Annotated in this window: 18 protein-coding genes and 1 pseudogene; 11 read left to right on the plus strand and 8 right to left on the minus strand. The window is 41.9% G+C overall.

All coding sequences use genetic code 11. The annotated features are described in order from the left end of the window. The first annotated feature begins 71 nt into the window (after positions 1 to 71). The 10 genes from DRED_RS08415 to DRED_RS19555 all read left to right on the plus strand — a co-directional run bounded on the left by DRED_RS08415 (position 72) and on the right by DRED_RS19555 (position 9,608). Positions 72 to 1,094: an ABC transporter permease gene (locus DRED_RS08415; protein ID WP_011877907.1), complete on the plus strand. Its 1,023-nt coding sequence runs from the start codon at positions 72 to 74 to the stop codon at positions 1,092 to 1,094. Further along, positions 1,094 to 2,011 (plus strand): ABC transporter permease, encoded by a 918-nt coding sequence (locus DRED_RS08420; RefSeq protein ID WP_011877908.1) that lies wholly within the window; start codon positions 1,094 to 1,096, stop codon positions 2,009 to 2,011. Before DRED_RS08415 ends, DRED_RS08420 begins: the two co-directional genes overlap by 1 nt. Beyond that, entirely contained in the window at positions 2,004 to 2,969 is a 966-nt protein-coding gene (locus DRED_RS08425) for an ABC transporter ATP-binding protein (RefSeq protein ID WP_011877909.1), read from the plus strand. Before DRED_RS08420 ends, DRED_RS08425 begins: the two co-directional genes overlap by 8 nt. Positions 2,970 to 2,981: 12 nt before the next feature. Next, positions 2,982 to 3,998 carry an ABC transporter ATP-binding protein gene (locus DRED_RS08430; RefSeq protein ID WP_011877910.1) on the plus strand — a complete coding sequence of 339 codons (1,017 nt, stop codon included), beginning with the start codon at positions 2,982 to 2,984 and terminating at the stop codon, positions 3,996 to 3,998. A gap of 108 nt (positions 3,999 to 4,106) precedes the next feature. Beyond that, positions 4,107 to 4,847, plus strand: coding sequence for an SIMPL domain-containing protein (locus DRED_RS08435; RefSeq protein ID WP_011877911.1), 741 nt, complete (start codon positions 4,107 to 4,109; stop codon positions 4,845 to 4,847). A gap of 51 nt (positions 4,848 to 4,898) precedes the next feature. Next, positions 4,899 to 5,597: an NUDIX hydrolase gene (locus tag DRED_RS08440; RefSeq protein WP_049755876.1), complete on the plus strand. Its 699-nt coding sequence runs from the start codon at positions 4,899 to 4,901 to the stop codon at positions 5,595 to 5,597. A 255-nt stretch (positions 5,598 to 5,852) separates the two neighbouring features. Further along, complete coding sequence (locus DRED_RS08445) at positions 5,853 to 6,665, plus strand: ABC transporter substrate-binding protein (RefSeq protein WP_011877913.1); 813 nt, start codon at positions 5,853 to 5,855, stop codon at positions 6,663 to 6,665. Between the two features lie 26 nt (positions 6,666 to 6,691). Then, entirely contained in the window at positions 6,692 to 7,615 is a 924-nt protein-coding gene (locus tag DRED_RS08450) for an ABC transporter permease (protein ID WP_011877914.1), read from the plus strand. Continuing rightward, entirely contained in the window at positions 7,593 to 8,390 is a 798-nt protein-coding gene (locus DRED_RS08455; protein ID WP_011877915.1) for an ABC transporter ATP-binding protein, read from the plus strand. The genes DRED_RS08450 and DRED_RS08455 overlap by 23 nt, the downstream gene beginning before the upstream one ends. A 390-nt stretch (positions 8,391 to 8,780) precedes the next feature. Then, positions 8,781 to 9,608: a methyl-accepting chemotaxis protein gene (locus DRED_RS19555; protein WP_011877916.1), complete on the plus strand. Its 828-nt coding sequence runs from the start codon at positions 8,781 to 8,783 to the stop codon at positions 9,606 to 9,608. A 66-nt stretch (positions 9,609 to 9,674) separates the two neighbouring features. On the opposite strand, the gene DRED_RS08465 is transcribed toward DRED_RS19555, so the two are convergent. From DRED_RS08465 to DRED_RS18710, 7 genes and pseudogenes are all read right to left on the minus strand, one after another. Next, positions 9,675 to 10,655: an ABC transporter substrate-binding protein gene (locus tag DRED_RS08465; protein WP_011877917.1), complete on the minus strand. Its 981-nt coding sequence runs from the start codon at positions 10,653 to 10,655 to the stop codon at positions 9,675 to 9,677. A 20-nt stretch (positions 10,656 to 10,675) separates the two neighbouring features. Continuing rightward, the gene (locus tag DRED_RS08470; RefSeq protein WP_011877918.1) at positions 10,676 to 11,419 is read right to left on the minus strand and encodes an ABC transporter ATP-binding protein; all 744 of its coding nucleotides are present in this window, start codon (positions 11,417 to 11,419) and stop codon (positions 10,676 to 10,678) included. Next, a complete protein-coding gene (locus DRED_RS08475; protein ID WP_011877919.1) occupies positions 11,406 to 12,170 on the minus strand; it encodes an ABC transporter permease in 765 nt (254 codons plus the stop codon). The genes DRED_RS08470 and DRED_RS08475 overlap by 14 nt, the downstream gene beginning before the upstream one ends. Before the next feature lie 67 nt (positions 12,171 to 12,237). After that, entirely contained in the window at positions 12,238 to 12,993 is a 756-nt protein-coding gene (locus DRED_RS08480) for a sulfite exporter TauE/SafE family protein (RefSeq protein ID WP_011877920.1), read from the minus strand. Between the two features lie 259 nt (positions 12,994 to 13,252). Continuing rightward, on the minus strand, positions 13,253 to 14,068 hold the full coding sequence (locus DRED_RS08485) for a divergent polysaccharide deacetylase family protein (RefSeq protein ID WP_011877921.1): 816 nt from the start codon (positions 14,066 to 14,068) through the stop codon (positions 13,253 to 13,255). Between the two features lie 8 nt (positions 14,069 to 14,076). Further along, positions 14,077 to 14,799 (minus strand): N-acetylmuramoyl-L-alanine amidase family protein, encoded by a 723-nt coding sequence (locus tag DRED_RS08490; RefSeq protein WP_011877922.1) that lies wholly within the window; start codon positions 14,797 to 14,799, stop codon positions 14,077 to 14,079. 247 nt (positions 14,800 to 15,046) lie between these two features. Further along, positions 15,047 to 15,160 (minus strand): annotated as a pseudogene (locus DRED_RS18710) (TerC family protein); the annotation flags it as partial. A gap of 107 nt (positions 15,161 to 15,267) precedes the next feature. Between DRED_RS18710 and DRED_RS08495 the strand changes: the two are divergent. Further along, complete coding sequence (locus DRED_RS08495) at positions 15,268 to 16,581, plus strand: hemolysin family protein (protein ID WP_238442594.1); 1,314 nt, start codon at positions 15,268 to 15,270, stop codon at positions 16,579 to 16,581. Positions 16,582 to 16,983: 402 nt separating this feature from the next. Here the strand turns inward: DRED_RS08495 and DRED_RS08500 are convergent, their stop codons facing one another. Continuing rightward, positions 16,984 to 18,714 (minus strand): Na/Pi cotransporter family protein, encoded by a 1,731-nt coding sequence (locus DRED_RS08500; protein ID WP_011877925.1) that lies wholly within the window; start codon positions 18,712 to 18,714, stop codon positions 16,984 to 16,986. Positions 18,715 to 18,786 lie beyond the last annotated feature (72 nt).

Below are 18,786 nucleotides of genomic sequence, written 5' to 3' on the forward strand. Positions count from 1 at the left end.
TTAGCTAGCAATATGGTGACTCCTAAAGCTGGAGTCACCATATTAAATCCTTCTTGATTTAGGAGGCCAATATGAATCTCCGGACATTTTTAATGAAAAGATTGATGCTTTCAATCTTTGTTATTGTGGGTCTGTCTATCGTTATTTTTGTTATTTCCCGTGTGGTTCCGGGTGATCCTGCAAGAATGGCACTGGGTTCTAAGGCACCCCAGTTTGCAGTGGATGCATTAAGACAAGAAATGTATTTGGATAAACCCTTGATCTCCCAATACGTTTATTGGGCCAAAGGGGTTGTAACCGGAGATCTTGGAAAATCTTTAATCACCAAGAGAGCAGTGCTTGAGGATGTACAAGAGTTTCTGCCGGCTACTCTGGAACTGGCCTTGTTTGCAGGCGTCATCATGGTGCTATTTTCTATTATATTTGGGGCATTAGCAGCTAAATATCGAGATACTTGGATTGATACACTGATTCGAATCATGGCTTATTCCGGTGTAGCCATGCCTTCCTTTGTGCTGGCAGTCTTGTTTTTGCTTTTATTTGGTTATATTTGGCCCATTATTCCAGTGTTAGGACGATTAAGTACGGATGTTCTTCCTCCACCGAGCCTTACTGGGCTAATAACCATTGATAGTTTGTTAACGGGGAATTTAGCTGCATTCTGGGATGGTTTCAAACATCTTATCTTGCCCTCATTAGCCCTAGCCATTGGACCACTTTTTCAGGAGGCACGCCTAATACGATCCGCCATGACTGATAACATGAATAAGGATTATGTGACTGCGGTAACCGGCTATGGGATTCCCAGCAGAATCATCATGAGGAAATATCTATTAAAACCCTCGTTAATTCCAGCGGTATCTGTTATGGGGTTGGATTTAGCAGCGCTCATGGGGAATGCATTTTTAGTAGAAGTTATATTTAACTGGCCCGGGATTTCTAGATACGGTATGAATGCAATGCTGCAGAAGGACCTCAATGCTATTTCCGCTGTTATTATCGTATTTGGATGTATTTTTGTTCTTGTTAACATTATTGTTGACTTTATAGTGGCTTATCTAGATCCAAGGATTCGGTTGGGAGGAAAAATATAATGGAAACGAAGGTGCAAGCAGTTCCTGACTTAACGCTTCCATCCGCTACAACCAGGCTGCGAACAGGATTACAAAAAAGCTGGTATAAGTTTTCTCGCAATAAGCTCTCCGTCATTGGTTTAGCTATTGTATTGAGTGTTATTTTTCTTGCTATTTTTGCTCCTTATATTTCACCATACCCTCAACATGCTAAGGAACTTGTTGATTATAATAATGCAGGACTCTCCCCTTCATCAAAGTACCTACTGGGCACAGATAATATTGGGAGAGATATTTTGACGAGAATAATTTTTTCGTTACGGGGGGCCTTGTTAATGCCTGCAATGGTTTTAGCAATAGCAGTTCCTATAGGGGTGCTTTTTGGCTTACTGGCAGGATACTATAAAGGGACTTGGTTGGACACTTCAATCATGCGACTAACAGATATATTCTTGGCAGTTCCTCCGCTGATTCTGGCCTTGGCAATATGTGCAGTATTAAAGCCAAATCTAATGAACTCAATGATAGCTGTAACGATAATGTGGTGGCCGTGGTATTGCCGATTAGTTTATGGAATGTCTTCATCTTTAAGAAATGAGTACTTTGTAATTGCGGCAGAATTGATTGGGGCCAGTAAAATTCATATTCTGTTTAAGGAAATATTGCCAAATTGCCTATCTCCGATTCTTACTAAAATGGCCTTGGACGTAGGGTGGGTTATTTTAATTGGTGCAGCTTTAAGCTTTGTTGGTCTTGGGGAACAACCGCCAACTCCTGCCTTGGGGCAGATGGTTTCCGATGGTTCGCGATATATGCCGGATATGTGGTGGATGACTGTTTTTCCTTCGTTTGCCATTGTAATAATTATTCTAGGCTTTAACTTTCTGGGTGACGGAATTCGTGACATGCTCTCGAAAGGGGAGAATGAGTATGAGTAACCCCATCTTAGCTATCAACAATTTAAGGTTATGGTATCGCACTTATGGCGGTTACTCTAAAGTCCTCGATGGAGTTAATTTTCGAGTGCATAAGGGGGAAAAGGTTGGTTTAGTAGGGGAGGCCGGTTGCGGAAAAACCACTACCATGAGGTCTGTATTGAGAATACTTCCTGAAAAGCAAATCCACATCCCAGAAGGAGAAATTATTTTCCAGGGACAAGATATATTGAAGCTGAGGACCACTGACATTCAAGAAATACGCACAAAAAAAGTAGCTATGATTTTTCAGGAACCGGCCGCAGCCCTGAACCCTGTTTTCACAATTGGTACACAAATGTTTGATATTATTAGATATTCGGATAACACAAAAACGAGAGAACAAATTAAAAACATGGCCTTAGAGGCTATTAAAGAGGTGTATATTCCCGATCCCGAAAGAATACTGGACTGCTATCCAAACCAGCTAAGCGGTGGGATGAAACAGAGAATATGTATTGCTATGGCAATTATGACTCGGAGGGAACTGTTGATAGCAGATGAACCGGGTACTGCCCTTGATGTAACAATACAAGACCAGGTGCATCGACTTTTGAGCGGTTTAGTTGATAAGAAGGGTGTGTCCTTGGTAATGATTACTCATTCGCTGGGGGTTGCCAGGGAAATCACTGATAGAATTTATGTAATGTATGCAGGGAATATTGTGGAAGTTGCCAATACGAAAGATCTTTTCGCAAGACCTTTACACCCCTACACTCTAGGCTTAATGGACTCTGTGCCCAGGCTTACCGGTGGTGGGTTATCCGAAGGCATCTATGGACGAATTCCTAATTATTTACAACCCCCCACAGGTTGCCGCTTCCATCCTCGTTGCCCCAGAGCAGTTGAAAGATGTAGAGAAGAAAGACCCGTATTATATGATTTGGGAGACGGTCACGGGGTGGCATGCTTCCGAATCTAGGAGGTGTACCAGATGTCCAATGATATATTGTCGATAATTAACTTAAGAACATACTTCCCGGTAAAAACTTCTCAGGGAAAGGATGTATTTGTTAAAGCTGTTGACGGTGTTAACCTTAAGGTGGAAAGAGGTGAAGTGCTAGGTGTCGTGGGGGAATCCGGGTCCGGCAAAAGTACCATTGCTTATACTGTGATGGGTATGTACAAACCTACAGGTGGGAAAATCCTTTTTCATGGTCAAGATATCAGTATATTAAGCAGCAAACGACCATTGTTATTAAAAAAGGATTTACAAATTGTATTCCAAGACCCAGGTTCTTCTCTAAATATATATCAGGATATTAAGCAGATTTTGGAATTGCCGTTAAAAGTTCATAAAATAGTTAATAAAAATCAGATTAAGGAAAAGATTATCAGTCTCCTGCAGATGGTTGAGTTGTCGGAAAGTTATTTGCATAAATCCCCGGTGGCTATGGGGGGCGGGGAAAGACAAATGGTCTCCATCGCACGGGCATTGGCCTGTGAGCCTAGATTCATTATTTTGGATGAGCCGACTTCGGCCCTTGATGTATCCATTCAGGCAAAGATCATTAACATGTTATTAAAGCTACAGAGGGAAAAACAACTTACTTATATGTTTATAACCCATGATTTAAGTCTGATGAGAAATATTGCTACCCGAGTTGCCATTATGTATCTGGGAAAGATTTGTGAAATTGCTAAAACCAATGAATTCTTTTCTAAACCCCTTCATCCCTATACAAGAATGCTATTATCCTCTATTCCGGTGGTATCCGAAGAAGAAGAAGCATTTAAGCCAAAGAAAATTAAGTCCACTGGTGAAATACCTTCCCCGGTGAATATACCCTCGGGTTGCAGTTTTCATTTGCGTTGTCCAGAAAGAACAGAATTGTGTTATAAAGAAGAACCCACCACCGTGGAAGTTGTTCCGGGGCACTTTGTTCGTTGTCATTTATACCAAGGAATGAAACTTCAAGGTGAGATTGCAGGGATAGGAGATGGATATTAGTACATTAAAATGGACCTAAAAAAATAAAAATCCTTTTAAATATACTAGTTACAATTTGCCTCCTTATTCGTCTATATTCTTGAATTTTAAATATGGGAGGTATTCTAAATGGAACAAAGTAATAAGGGGAGGTACTATGTTCTTGCGGCTGGCCTAATTTCCTTGGCACTGATTATTTGTGCAATGGTTTTGGCTAATCCATTGTCGGATTATGCCGCCAGTAAAACATCTATTGTGGTTACAGGTGCAGCTGAGAAAGAAATTGTATCGGATCTAGCTGTTTGGAGGGGTTCTTTTTATCAAGAATCCAGTAATTTGCCGGAAGCCTATAGTAGCCTAAAGGATGCTTTAAAGACAGTAAAGTCTTATCTGGTTAGTAGGGGAATCCCGGAAGATAAAATCATTGTCTCTTCCATTTCAACCATACCACAATATATTTACAATCAAAATGGCAATAGTACAGGTCAAATCTCCAGTTACAGGCTTTCCCAAACTGTTGAGATTAAATCCAATGATGTGCAAAAAATTGCCAGCATTGCCCGGGAATCTACCGAACTAATTGAGCAAGGAGTAATCTTTGAATCTCAGCCGCCAGAATACTTTTATACTAAACTTAATGACTTAAAGGTTAATATTTTGGCAGAGGCCACTAAAAATGCCAAAGAAAGAGCAGAAAAAATGGCTTCCAGTACCGGCAGTCGTATTGGGGCTATCAGATCAGCTAGAATGGGTGTTTTTCAAATCACACCGGTGAACTCCAATGAAATCACAGACTACGGTATCAATGATACTTCCTCGATTGAGAAAAAAATTACAGCTGTGGTAAATGTGGAATTTAGTATAAAATAAAAGGGTATAATGCCTGTAACTACTATGGGAGAGTTAGTGTGGGGAAAATCAATGAAATTAGATGAACTTTTAAAAAGCAGTTTATCTGAAAGACCCTCTATTCAAGGGGTGGAAGATTACTTTAACTCGGTTGTTCTGGTGTTGCTCATATTAATTAATGAAGAATACCACTTGGTATTTCAAAAGAGATGCTCTGCCATACGCCAGGGAGGAGAAGTAAGTTTCCCTGGTGGAAAATATGAACCGGATAAGGATTTGACATTAGAGAATACAGCGATCCGCGAGACCTGGGAGGAAATGGGAATTCCAGCAAACAAAATTACCATCATTGGCAGACTGGACACCCTAGTGGCACCTATGGGTACTATTATTGATGCCTTTGTTGGCATTGCAGATATCAATGTGGATGACATTCAATTGAACCCGGATGAAGTAGAGAGGGTCTTTACGGTGCCCTTGGACTATTTTCTTCAAAATGAACCGGAAAGGTATTTTGCCGTAGTAAAAGTTCATCCTTCTTATATTGATGAAAAAAACCGTCAAGAGGTAATCAGTTTTCCTGCCGAGGCCTTAGGTCTGCCGGAAAGGTATAGGCAACCCTGGGGGAATCTAAAATATGGTATACTGGTTTACAATACCAAAGAAGAAAAAATCTGGGGAGTAACAGCGCGAATCATCGAGAATTTAATTAAGAAATTAAAGAAATCTAACATAAGAAACCTGGGTAAAACCAATAGGAAGACCCTGTGAGTAGGAATTCTTTTCAGTTTTTTGTACAAATCATAGCCAATGACAAATCGGTTTATTGACAGTTAGGTACTTATGGTTTAACATAAATGCAACGGTAGAATGGCATAAAAAAAGAAATTAGAATGGGCAGGACGGTAGGTCGGAAGGACTTTTATTAAGTATGTACTTTATTCATGAGCAAGCCCCGTCCAGGGGCTTTTTTCCTTTTTCTGCCCTGCCAACTACTGGAATTATTCTTTTGGGAGGTAGAAAGAGTTGAAAAAAATATTGTTGTCCCTTATGGCCATGTTGTTGGCGGTGGGGATCATAGGATGCGGTGGGGGTACGGATACCCCTAAAGCGCCGGAAGCAAAACAGGTGAAATTGGGAATTGTGCAAATTGTTGAACACCCCGCTCTTGATGCAGCCAGACAAGGATTTTTGGATCTGTTAAAAGAGAAGGGCTACGACGAACAAAGATTAGTTGTGGACTACCAAAATGCCCAGGGGGATCAGGCCAACCTGCAGACCATTGCTCGCAAATTTGTGCAGGAGAAATCGAACCTAGTTCTGGCCATTGCTACCCCTTCTGCCATGGCCATGGCTAATGAAACAACAGATATTCCTATTCTGATTACTGCGGTTACTGATCCTGTTAGTGCCAAGTTGGTAAAGAGTTTGGAACAACCGGGGACCAATGTTACCGGGACATCAGATTTGAACCCAGTAAAAGATCAGTTGCAACTGATTAAAGAGCTTGTTCCATCGGCCAAAAGAGTTGGGGTTATTTTTAATGCCAGCGAAATAAATTCCCAAGTTCAGATTGATTTAGCTGATAAGGTTGCCCCTGAATTGGGACTGGAATTAGTAAAAGTAACAGTAACAGCTAGCAGTGAAGTCATGCAAGCAGCACAGTCGTTGGTAAAAAAAGTTGATGCAATTTACCTGCCCACCGATAATATGGTGATATCCTCCATGGCAGCTGTCCTCAAAGTGGCAGAGGAGAATAAGCTGCCCGTTGTTGCTGGAGAAAGCAACGCTGTGGAAAATGGTGCCCTGGCCACCATAGGATATGAAGAAGAAAGCTAAAAAAATTATTGAATAGGTGATAAAACGTGACAACAAGTATATGGCTGGGTGTGCTTGAACAGGGCTTGCTATGGGGAGTCATGGTGCTGGGAGTCTATATCACCTTTCGGGTGTTGGACTTCCCGGATCTTACGGTGGATGGAAGTTTTACTCTTGGTGCAGCCGTGGCGGCCAGAATGATAATAGAGGGTCAAGATCCTTGGTTGGGGACTTTGTTAGCACTGTTTGCCGGTGCCGCAGCCGGGTTTGTTACAGGGTTTTTAAATACTAGGCTGCGGATTGCTCCTCTTTTGTCAGGGATTCTGATGATGATTGCTTTATATTCCATCAACCTGAGGGTTATGGGAAATAAATCCATGATATCGCTATTACGGATGGATAATATATATACAGATGTTGCAAATATTGGAGTTCCCGCTGGCATGGCAGTTTTAACCTTTGGCCTGGTTATCATTACGCTAACTACTTACTTGTTGTACGCATTCTTGCAAACGGAAATCGGAATGGCCCTCCGTGCCACTGGTGATAATGAACAAATGATTCGTAGTCTTGGCGTTAATACCAATTCTACGAAAATTTTAGGATTATCCATGGGCAATGCTTTGGTGGCGATGTCGGGTGCTTTAGTGGCCCAATATCAAAGCTACAGTGATGTGGGCATGGGCATTGGGATGATTGTGGTTGGATTAGCTTCCGTTATTGTTGGGGAAGTTGTCATAGGTAAACGTACCTTGCTGCGGACCCTGGTGGCTGTGTTGATTGGTTCCATCATCTACAGGGCAGTTATTGCCGCGGTTATGCAGTTGGGGCTACCCACCACAGATCTTAAACTATTTACTGCTTTGCTGGTGATATTTGCTATGTCATCGCCACTTATCAAAGAAAAACTGTCTGCTCCACCGGGACGGGCGAAGGGAAGTGTAGACCATGCTGTCAATAGTGGGAATTAGAAAAACCTTTAACCCTGGCAGTGTCAATGAACGGTTGGCTTTGGCAGGATTATCCCTTCATTTACAAGCCGGTGATGTGGTGACAGTTATTGGCGGCAATGGTGCAGGGAAATCCACTTTGCTAAACATGGTTGCGGGTGTTCACCCTGTTGATGAAGGTCGAATTATCATCGAGAATCAGGCAGTGGAACATCTACCTGAACATATAAGGGCATCCTATATCGGTAGAGTTTTTCAGGACCCCATGATGGGCACTGCTGCCTCCATGACCATTGAAGAAAACCTGGCAATGGCCGTAAGGCGTGGTTCCACACGCAAATTGAGGCGGGGGATCAGAAGCAAGGATCGGCAATATTTTTGTGAACAGCTTGAACTATTAGGGTTGGGTCTGGAAGATAGGTTGACCACCCGGGTGGGTTTGCTGTCTGGCGGTCAGCGTCAAGCCTTAACTTTACTGATGGCTACGCTGGTACCACCCAAGCTTTTGTTGCTGGATGAACACACAGCAGCCCTGGACCCCAGTACTGCCCAAAAGGTATTAGAGCTTACAGAAAAAATGATCAAAAAACATAAACTAACTACCCTGATGGTAACTCACAATATGGAAGACGCCTTACGTATTGGCAACCGAACCATTATGATGCATGAAGGCCGCATAATATTTGACTTAAAAGGGGAACAAAGAAAAAATACGCGGATACCTGATTTACTGGAAATGTTTAAGAAAGCCAGCGGCAGATCCATGGCCAATGACCGGATGCTATTGGCAAACTAATTTTTAGACACTCCAAAGGATGCTGTTGCTTATTGAATCTGCAGGGAAGTAAAAAGACCTTTTACCACTTAAAGTGGTAGAGGTCTTTTTGTTTTTTCCGACTTGCATAAGGGCAACTAAGGCTTACGCCAAGTCTTTAGGCGACGGCGTAAGCCAAGTTTTCTTTACTAGGAGGTAACAATAGTAATCTTAAATATCAGAAAATTTAATAAATAAATAGTAGGGTTTTAGAAATATATGTTGAATATGTCAACAATAAAGATGTTTCGTAAATTAACTAACTATCATATTTAGAAACTAGATTATGGGGCTGCTTTAATATAAATATTGATAAATCGCTTATATTTTAAGACGTTAGTATTTAACTTAACAGAAGGGGGAAGATTAATTGTGGCTGGGCCCGATTGGCAAGAAATAATAAGTGTTGCAAAGACTGTTAAAATGCTCTTGGGGGCAGAGATAGGGATTGTTGTTAGTGACACCGAAAAATTTATCTATTATGAACGTGGCGCTAGCCTTGATTTAGGGATAAAGATAGGTGATTCATTTAAACCGGGCAGCATTACAGAGCAAATATTAAACAGTAAAAGCAGAGTTGTCAGAAGAGCAGATAGTAAACTGTACGGGGTCCCTTACATAGGGATGGGCGCACCTATCTTTGATGAAAATAACCAGGTGGTGGGTTCCATCACCATTGGTCAACCAACCACTATACAGGAAGCATTACTGGAAGATGCAGCGAAGTTAGAAGCATCGATGGATGTTATCAGTCAAACCACGAGCAGTCTTTCAGCAGCCTCTCAACAGTTGGCAGCAACTGCCACAAATCTATCAGGACAAGCAGATGGTATTAATGAAAGTGTCCAAAAAACCGACTCAGTTCTTAATCTAATTAAAGATGTGGCAGCCCAGACCCATTTGCTTGGGCTGAATGCAGCCATTGAAGCAGCAAGAGCCGGTGATCAGGGAAGGGGTTTTAATGTTGTTGCGGAGGAGATCAGAAAATTAGCGGCCCGCACAACTGGTTCTGTCAAAGAGATATCCGAGACTCTGATGTTAATTCAAAATGCAGTTGAGGATTTAAGCGGCCAGACCCATCAAATCGCAGCGGTATCACAAGAACAATCTGCTTCAGTAGAGGAAATTGCTGCATCCATTGATGATGTAGTTTCAATGGCTAAGGAATTAAAGGAATTGGCGGATAATTTAACCAAATAAAAGAGGCCTTTATGGAAGGCAGAATAAAAACTGTAGCCTAGTGTACTAAGCTACAGTTTTTATTCTTTACGGTGTCACAATGAGATCCTTCAGGTTGATTTTATTAGTTAACATTTCGTTTTGCAGCAAAAATTCTTGGGTTTTCTCAAGATCTTCCATATCCTGGTCGGTGATGGAGGGGGTAAAGTCATACCAGTCGTACATCTTTTTTACATCTTCCAGAGAAATCCCGGTTTCAGCGGCTGCCATTGCATAAACCTCATCGGTATTTTTTTGCATATATTGGATACTAGCATCATGTACCTTCATATAGCGCTGTACCAGATCAGGGTGTTCTTTATAAAATTTACCTGATACGGCTATGACAATAGTTGCATCCAAAAGACCTTCCCCGGTGGTAAGTATTCGTGCTCCGCTTTCCAGTGCCTTAGGTACTGCCGGTCCGGCAACAAGGGTGGCATCGACGTTGCCAGAAAGCATGGCAGACACGGCGGAAGGTATAGGCATATTAATAAAATTTACATCTGCTGATTTAAGGTTATCTTTACTTAGACTGGCCAAAAGCAACTGGTGAAGAATTGTTCCCTTAGGTCCAGCAACTTTTTTACCCTTTAGGTCAGCCACTGATTGAATAGCAGGATCTTTAGTCATAATGGTAAAAGCCTTGGGAGCCCTGCTATACATGCCAATAATTTTCAGATCCACGCCGTTGGCTGCTGCTAGAATGGCAGAGGTTCCACCTAGGGCATTGCAGAAATCCAAAGATCCCGAAGCAAGGGCTGCTGTCATTTTCGGACCTTCCGTGATTTCCGGAAAAGACACTTGGATGCCATCCTTTTCAAATTCTTTTTCAAATAAATTTAATTTCTTTTCTACAATGGAAGGGACATTTAATGGAAGTTTTACGTAGGATATTTTTATATTTTCAACCTTCTGTGTTTGAGCTACTTGGTCCTTGGGGGCGGGTTGTTTTTGCTGCCCACTGCATCCCGCTAGTACCAAGGTTGTTAGAACAAACAAAGCGACTAGTGTAATAATTCTTTTCATAAGAGCCTCCTTCAGTTAGCTTATTCACCCAGTACTACCCCTAAAATCCTTTCCCTTATCTGAAAAAAATCGGGCGAAAGGGGATTACGGGGATAGTTCAGTGACACCGGAACATCTTCAACTATTTTTCCTCCTTCAAAAATCACCACCCTTTGGCCAAGAAAGACAGCCTCGTCCACATCGTGGGTAACAAAAATAATGGTTTTTTTCTGCAGCAGAAAGATTTCCACCAACTCTGCTTGCAGGTTTTTCCGGGTGAAGGCATCCAAGGCTCCCAGGGGTTCGTCCATCAGGATGATATCCGGGTCGTAACAGAGGGTTCTTCCCAGGGAAGTCCGTTGGGCCATGCCACCGGAGATCTGTGCGGGATAAGCATCTTTGAATTTTTTTAGACCCAGCATATCTAAGAAGTGCGAAACGGTCCGGCTCACCCGCAAAGGGTCCTTTTCTTTAAATAGGGCAAATGCCATGTTTTGTTCCACCGTTAACCAGGGCATTAGCCTGGGCTCTTGAAAAACGATGCTAATTCTTTCCTTTCCTACTGCCCGTTCCTTTTTAGGCGATAAAAAGGAAATTTCACCCTGGGTGGCCTGTTCCAAACCACAAAGCAATCGAAGCAGGGTGGTTTTTCCGGAACCGCTTTTTCCTACTAGGGTTACAAAACTACCATCTTGGATGGTTAAATTAATGTTAGAGAGGGCTTGTACTTCTTGGCTGTGAATTGTATATGTTTTACAAAGTCCCTTGATGTTAACTCCTGCCATAGGATACCCTCTTTCCAGCCCATGGAATTAGATGGTTTGTTAGTTTAAAGAAACAGTAATCGATTATGTAACCAAACAATCCGATGGTGAGAATCCCCACAATAATAATGTCTGGGCGGGAAAGCTGTTCGGCGTCAATAATCATATAACCAATGCCCGAAGATGCAGCTATCAATTCGGCCCCGATAAGAGAGCGCCAGCTATAGCCTAATCCCAGTCGGAATCCCACAATGATGGAGGGGAGAGCAGCAGGTATGACGATTCGTAAAAACTTGTCCCGGGCAGTGAAGCCAAATACATCGCCAACCTCCAACAGTTGTTTATTGCAGCCTAAGATACCGTTGAGGGTGTTGAGGAAGACCGGAAAAAAAGTAGCCAAAATTATGACCGCCAGCTTGGAAGTTTCTCCAATGCCAAACCAGAGAATGAGAATCGGGATGCAGGAAATGGGTGGAATGTGTCCTAGAAAATCCAGTACTGGGTCTATGTAGGGTGCCAGTCTTTGGTTTATGCCAACCAGAATCGCCAGAGGGAAGGCAAATAAAACGGTCAAAAGAAAGCCAGCAAAGACCCGATACAGGCTAATGGTAATATGTTTAAGCAATATCCCGCTGGCAGTTAGATCAAGGGCTGTTTGTAAAACTTTAGTAGGCGGAGGGATGATGTACTGGTTGATAGATTCCGTGGCTGAGCCAATTAACCATAGAATAAGAATGACAAATGGTATGACAAAACCTTTCAGATAATGCATAAATACCCCCAAAAAGAAAGACCTGTAACAGGTCGTGCTAAAATACGTTTTTTATTACCCGAATATATTACTCCACATCAGGTTGAGGCTTGGGTGTCTTTAAATATTTAACCCCTGTCCGAATCATCACGATAGCAAATATAATTCGCAAAGCTCCTTCAGATAAAATATGGGCCAGAGACCCCCCCAGAAATGTTCCTATCAGGATACCTGGGATCAATCCCGGCAAAATACTGGTGCTGACATTCCCTAAACGCCAGTGGGTATAAGCGCCAACAATTCCCACAGGTACCATGGCCAAGAGAGAACAGCCCTGGGCGGTGTACTGGGTGAAGCCAATGAGCAGCACCATGGAAGGAACCATGATTGTACCGCCACCGACTCCCATCATCCCGGAAAGGAAGCCTGTGAATCCCCCGGCCAGTAAAAGGATCAAGATTTTTACCCAGCCCATGGCAGGCTCGGCAACGTGGGGCAGATACGGTTTAATAAGTAGGAGCAGGGTGACCACAATTAAAAATCCACCGAAAGATTTTTTAAGCTTCCATTCCGGCAGGGCATTGGCAAATCGTGCCCCGGCCCTAGCGGTAAATATTGCGGTGGACGCCAAAAGGGCAGAGGCCACTATATCCACCGAGCCATTTAAAGCATAAGTGACAGCCCCGGATAGTCCAGTAAAAACAAGTGCCACAAGACTTGTGCCGTGGGCCTGATGCTGACTCATTTTCAAAATACCGACCATTAGGGGGATCATGATCACGCCGCCGCCTAAGCCCACAAGCCCTCCGAAAAAACCTGCTGCCAATCCGATTAATAAATTCATTTCCTGTTACCTCCCGAACAAAAAGGGTAAACCCACTACTTTTAGGTTGATTAGATTCAATTAAGTATATTATTGCACGGCGGACATGGGCAAAGGTGTGGGCCCGATCCTATATTTACCATCCTAAATATATTATACATTTATTAATTAATCAAATAAACCTAAAAGTAAACAAAAGGGAAGGATTAAACCAACCCTTGTTCCAAGGAGTAGGGAATCTCTTATAAGAGAGAAAGTTTAAGGAAGGTACATACCTCCCTTAAACTTTCTCCCGGTTACTTTTCAGTTTAACAACCTGGGACAGTGGTACCAGCTTAACGCCCTCTTTTTCTATCAAGGGTAGAGCTTCTTTAACTGCTTCGGCTGTTACATTTCCGCCAGGACCCACATGGCCGATGGATATGGCATATCCCTGCTTTTTAGCAATGGCACAGGCTTTCTTTAGATTCCTTGTAATAACTGCTTTTGATTTTACTTCATCCAAAAATACATCTCTTTTTACCCAAGGAACTTGCATGGATTTTGCTACCTTGATAACTTGTGATTTATCGGAAGTGCGGCTGTCCAGAACGAATAAACCTTTGTCTTTTGCAACTTCCAGCATAGGGGCAACCTTATCTTTATTGCTGGTTATTTTTGAACCCGTGTGGTTATTAAAACCTTCTGCATGGGGTACTGTCGCTAGGTTATCCAAAAATACCTTTTTAATTTCCTCATAACTCATATCAGACTTTATTGCACCGGGCCCCAGCCAGGAGTCCTTCCCATGCAGTGGTTCCATTGGTTGGTGCAAAATTACCTCATGCCCTCTTTTGTGGGCCTCTTCACTGTGTTCCTTGGAATTAACCAGATTGGGCATTACAGCTACTGTTATGGGTTGCTTTAATTCCATAAACTGAGCTACGCCGTGCGTATCGGCACCTCCAAAGTCGTCAATGACAATGGCTAACATTGGCTGGGCGACTTTTAGTGTCTGTGTTGAGCCTGATGAAATCTTTTCCATCCCCCAGTAGCCCAGGAAAGAAATTAAGGAGATACCGAACATAATAACTATCCATTGCTGCTGTTTTTTCATTGATGAGATCACCTCTTTTGAATATTTGCAACAAGGTTTTTAATGTAGTCAAGAACCTTAATATTTCCTGACTGGGGCTGGTCTTTTATTTTTAAGTAATTGATAATTCCTTTGGTTATAGCTTCAGCCATTATTAGCTGATACTTTTTATCTGTAAGTTTTTCTCGTTCTTCAGGATTATTTAAAAAGCCAGTTTCTACAATTACGCAGGGCATATCGGTATGAGTAATCAAATAATAACGTCCGGTCTTTACTGCGCGGTGATTGATACCGGGTATCTGGTAAAGTTCTTTCTGTATGATCTCTGCCAGCATTTTTCCCTGGGCTGATTTTTTAAAATAAAAGGCCTCTGGACCAGAGCACTTCCGTCGACTTATATTCACATGAATACTAACCATTGCATCAGCTTTAGCCCTTTTGGCCAACTCTATTCGTTTATCAAAATCGTATCTCTTGGCTTCCTTTTTATGCAGTCCCTCCACAGCCAAGTTATAATCCCCATCCCGGGTTAACACAACTTCTACATTATTTTGTTTAAGCAACTTTGCGATTTCCTGGGAAATTTGAAGATTAACATCTTTCTCCATTACACCTTGTCGAGTTGCTCCAGGGTCGTACCCGCCATGACCGGGGTCTACGGCTATGCGCCCTAATACATCTCCTGACGCCCAACCGGGAGTTGTATATAAAAGCAACATCATCACTAACGCCATGATTAGTCGAAGTTTCATGCAATCACCTCATGTTTTATTAGAGGTATTATTGCCTTAAAAATAATAATAAATCCTAACCCCGATACCATGACATAACATCTTGGTATGAAGTAAACCCGTAAAAACCGAAGAGTTCTTCTTGTTCAGAGAACTTGGCGGAGACCGCTCTAAAGCCAGCATCGGTTAGTAACTATAAACAATTTATCCTTAAGGCTTAGGTTATTAATTCAATTCTAGTTTAGCATACTAAATCTTAAACGGGGTTTGGAAGGTTTCTAGCAGCCATTCCAATCACTATGGCATTGTCACCCGCTAGGACCAGGTCAATAACAATAATTGCCAACAATGCTGAGAAAAACTCTGCTGAAAACAACTCCATTTTGTTAACCTCCATTTCAAGAGATTATTATTTCCTATTTAGAAAATAATAATCTCATACCGAAGAAAGGGTTGAAAATAACATTGATACTGGTAAACTTGGTAATTATGATTATACTGATCACTGCCACTGCCTTTTTTGTTACTACAGAATTTGCCATGGTGAAGGTGAGGGATTCCCGCATTGAGCAACTAATTCAGGAGGGAAATAAACGGGCAGAGTCTGTAAGAAAAGTTATTTACAACCTGGACGGCTACCTTTCTGCCTGCCAGTTGGGTATTACCCTTACTGCCTTAGGGCTGGGTTGGATTGGGGAACCTGCTGTGTCCAATGTCATTGAGCCGGTTATTCATTACCTGGGTTTGCCCGTTGCTGTGACACAAGGGCTGTCCTTTATCATAGGTTTTGCCACTATCACTTTCTTACATGTGGTGGTTGGAGAACTTGCGCCAAAAACCCTGGCTATTCAAAGGGCTGAACAAGTGACCCTTGCAGTTTCATCGACCTTGATCTGGTTTTATAAAGTCATGTACCCGGCCATTTGGCTCTTAAATGGTTCTGCCAGGTATATCATTAAGCTTATCGGTCTACAGGTAGTTTCCGAGCACCACCAAATTCATTCCGAAGAGGAAATTCGCATGATTTTGTTGCAGAGTCATAAGGGAGGTGAAATTACACAGACTGAGTTGCAATTGGCCAGAAACTCGTTGCATTTTGCTGACCGGGTGGCCGCAGAAATCATGGTTCCTCGCCCCGACATGGTCTGCTTATATACCAATTTAAGCTGGGAAGAAAATTTAAAAATTATCACCGAGGAGAAATATGCCCGCTACCCGGTGTGCGATGGTGACAAAGACTATATTATTGGCTTTGTTAATACTAAAGATTTGTGCTTTAGCGGTCTAACAGATTTAAATATGCTTAATTTGGAAGGCTTTTTGAAACAGGCCCTGCGTAAAGCTATGGTGGTTACAGAGTTAACACCAATTGATGAGATTTTAAAGAAAATGCAGAAAAACCGACTGCAAATGGCTATTGTACAGGATGAATATGGCGGCACTGCAGGGCTTTTAACCCTGGAAGATATTTTAGAGGAGATTGTGGGAGAAATTCAGGACGAGCACGATGAGGAGCGGCAACTTATTGAGTCCCTGGGCGGTAACAGGTACTCACTGGATGCCAGGCTGCCCATTGCGGATTTCAACTTAGAATTTGATTTAGACCTTAAGGCAAAGGGTGTCTATACTCTAGCCGGTTGGTTCCAGGAGGAGTCCCACCGAACACCGGAGAAGGGTCAGACCGTTCGTTATAAAAACTTACAGTTTAGCATTTCTGAAATTGATAAAAATACCATTAGGCGCATCGAGATGACTTTTTTCAGGAACCACGATCATAGTAACTCAGGGTTTTCGGAGTTTTGAAGATGATGTAAGCAAGTTAGCTCAGACATAAATAATATGGGCGGTTATACCAGTAAAAACTAAATCCAAGTCTAAATCCTAAATGATTAGACTGTATAATCATAATAGGAGAAGTGAAAGCCCCTCAAGTATAAATGAGGGGCTTTCAAACTGCCAATTAAAAAAGATTAAGGACTTTTTAGGCAACCAAAGAAGATTAAAAAGAAAAATAATAAAAATTAAATAAAAATAAATTACAAATTTCTACACAAGATATGTTCCTACAGTTCTTTTAGTTTATTCAGTCGGCCAAGGACTATTAAGAATGTTTTTCCAGTTCCCTGACAAAGGTTTGTAAAAATGCTGTTTATTTTATTTCAGTTATCCTCGGATGTAATTATTAGAATTATAAGGACTATGTTTCTAATCTTCGCCCATTGCTATTTTTGCACTTTTCATTTTAACTTCTTGACGTTCCACTGTGCCCATTCTGCCAAGGACGTATTCAGCAAGGTTCACTGAGTGATCACCAATTCGTTCCATGTTGCTAAGGAGATCTAAGAAAACAGAACCTTCAGCACCTGCACAAAAGCCTTCGTTTAAGCGCATGATATGTCCATAGCGGAATTCCTTCTCTAAATTATCTATAATAACCTCATTTTTAATAACCAAGCGAGCCAGAGAACGGTCATTATTTTCAAAGGATTTTAGAGCTAGGTTTAAAGTTTCTTCGGTTAGTTCAGCCATTGTCCGGACACTGGCCAGCGCTTCTTCCGAAAAAACAAACTTGTTTTCCATACTATAGATGGTGGATTCCACAATATTTTCTGCATGATCACCAATGCGTTCCAAATCATTTACAGCTTGCAGTAATGTTGAGGCATATTTGGATTGCTCCTCGGTCATGGTTTTATTAGCAGAAAGCTTAACCAGATAATCTGTAATGGTGGCATCTAAACGATTTATGAGTTCTTCCTTTTGCTCCAGGTACATGGGATTGACTTCCTTGTCCTTGGGGTTAAAAAAGAATCGAACAGATTCACTAAAAAATTCACTGGAGTAACGCCCCATCCGAGATAGTTCTTGGGAGGCCTGTCCCAAGGCAACAGACGGGTTAGTAAGCAATCTAGGTTCTAGATATTCGGGCTCCATATTAAACAGGGCATCTTTGCCCGGTACCAACTTCGTAACAATCATAGCCAATAGAGAAACCAAAGGTAATTGTACTAATGTGTTAGTAATATTGAACATCCCGTGGGTCTGAGCAATTTGCATTTTAATATTTAGGGTTTCCCAGGTTCCTTCGAAGCCCGGTAATAGAACAAAAACGTTATTTGTTGCAAATCGTATAAATTCGGGAAAAACACCTAACATGAAGAGTGGTAAAAATACTAATGTACCAGTTATGTTAAAGATAGTGTGAGTCAAAGCAGCTCTTCGTGCGGCCACCGTTGTGCCGATGGCAGCAAGCAGTGCGGTAATGGTTGTTCCAATATTATCACCAAATAATATGGGCACAGCCTGGTGGTATGTGACTACTCCTTGTTCTGCCATTTGTTGTAGGATTCCAATGGTGGCACTACTGCTCTGAACAATCACGGTAAAGACAGTACCAATTACTACGCCCAGTAAAGGATTATTGTCCACATTGGCCATCATGTTTAGGAAGAAATCCAAATTCTTCAAAGGCTTGAGTCCTTGTCCCATAAGGTCCATGCCGTAAAATAGCATCCCAAAACCAAAAAAAATCTGACCCACTTGGGTTACCTTTTTGTTCTTAAAGAAGAAGAGCATTAGTACACCAACAGCAATAATAGGAAGCGCATATTCTTCCAATTTAAAACCAATGAGATAAGCGGTCATGGTTGTTCCAATATTTGCTCCCATGATAATACCGATGGCTTGTCTTAAAGTTAGAAGTCCAGCATTAACTAGTCCCACCGTTAAAACAGTGGTACCACTACTACTTTGAATAAGGGCAGTAACCAGGGTTCCCGTTATGACCCCACGAAGAGGTGTTTTTGTACCCTTTTCAAGAAATAGTCGCATTCGGTCCCCAGCAGTTTTTTGTAACCCTTCGGACATGTATTTAATGCCGAAGAGGAAGATACCCAGGCCACCCAAAGCGAGAAAAAGCATTTCCTTGAACTCCATTGTTCTTGTCCCTCCGATTATCGTCAAAATATAACATGATTTTAGCAGAAATCTTTCATTTGTGGAGACAAC

Origin of the sequence: Desulforamulus reducens MI-1 (assembly GCF_000016165.1) — a bacterium.
Taxonomy (GTDB): domain Bacteria; phylum Bacillota; class Desulfotomaculia; order Desulfotomaculales; family Desulfotomaculaceae; genus Desulfotomaculum; species Desulfotomaculum reducens.

Bases quoted from the DNA above. Each gene is read 5' to 3' on its own strand.
- DRED_RS08425 (WP_011877909.1), top strand. From the start codon at position 2,004: ATGAGTAACCCCATCTTAGCTATCAACAATTTAAGGTTATGGTATCGC.
- DRED_RS08500 (WP_011877925.1), bottom strand. From the start codon at position 18,714: ATGGAGTTCAAGGAAATGCTTTTTCTCGCTTTGGGTGGCCTGGGTATC.
- DRED_RS08485 (WP_011877921.1), bottom strand. From the start codon at position 14,068: ATGAAAAAACAGCAGCAATGGATAGTTATTATGTTCGGTATCTCCTTA.
- DRED_RS08455 (WP_011877915.1), top strand. From the start codon at position 7,593: ATGCTGTCAATAGTGGGAATTAGAAAAACCTTTAACCCTGGCAGTGTC.
- DRED_RS08435 (WP_011877911.1), top strand. From the start codon at position 4,107: ATGGAACAAAGTAATAAGGGGAGGTACTATGTTCTTGCGGCTGGCCTA.
- DRED_RS08415 (WP_011877907.1), top strand. From the start codon at position 72: ATGAATCTCCGGACATTTTTAATGAAAAGATTGATGCTTTCAATCTTT.
- DRED_RS08420 (WP_011877908.1), top strand. From the start codon at position 1,094: ATGGAAACGAAGGTGCAAGCAGTTCCTGACTTAACGCTTCCATCCGCT.
- DRED_RS08490 (WP_011877922.1), bottom strand. From the start codon at position 14,799: ATGAAACTTCGACTAATCATGGCGTTAGTGATGATGTTGCTTTTATAT.
- DRED_RS08440 (WP_049755876.1), top strand. From the start codon at position 4,899: ATGAAATTAGATGAACTTTTAAAAAGCAGTTTATCTGAAAGACCCTCT.
- DRED_RS08480 (WP_011877920.1), bottom strand. From the start codon at position 12,993: ATGAATTTATTAATCGGATTGGCAGCAGGTTTTTTCGGAGGGCTTGTG.
- DRED_RS08475 (WP_011877919.1), bottom strand. From the start codon at position 12,170: ATGCATTATCTGAAAGGTTTTGTCATACCATTTGTCATTCTTATTCTA.
- DRED_RS08465 (WP_011877917.1), bottom strand. From the start codon at position 10,655: ATGAAAAGAATTATTACACTAGTCGCTTTGTTTGTTCTAACAACCTTG.
- DRED_RS08495 (WP_238442594.1), top strand. From the start codon at position 15,268: ATGATTATACTGATCACTGCCACTGCCTTTTTTGTTACTACAGAATTT.
- DRED_RS08470 (WP_011877918.1), bottom strand. From the start codon at position 11,419: ATGGCAGGAGTTAACATCAAGGGACTTTGTAAAACATATACAATTCAC.
- DRED_RS08430 (WP_011877910.1), top strand. From the start codon at position 2,982: ATGTCCAATGATATATTGTCGATAATTAACTTAAGAACATACTTCCCG.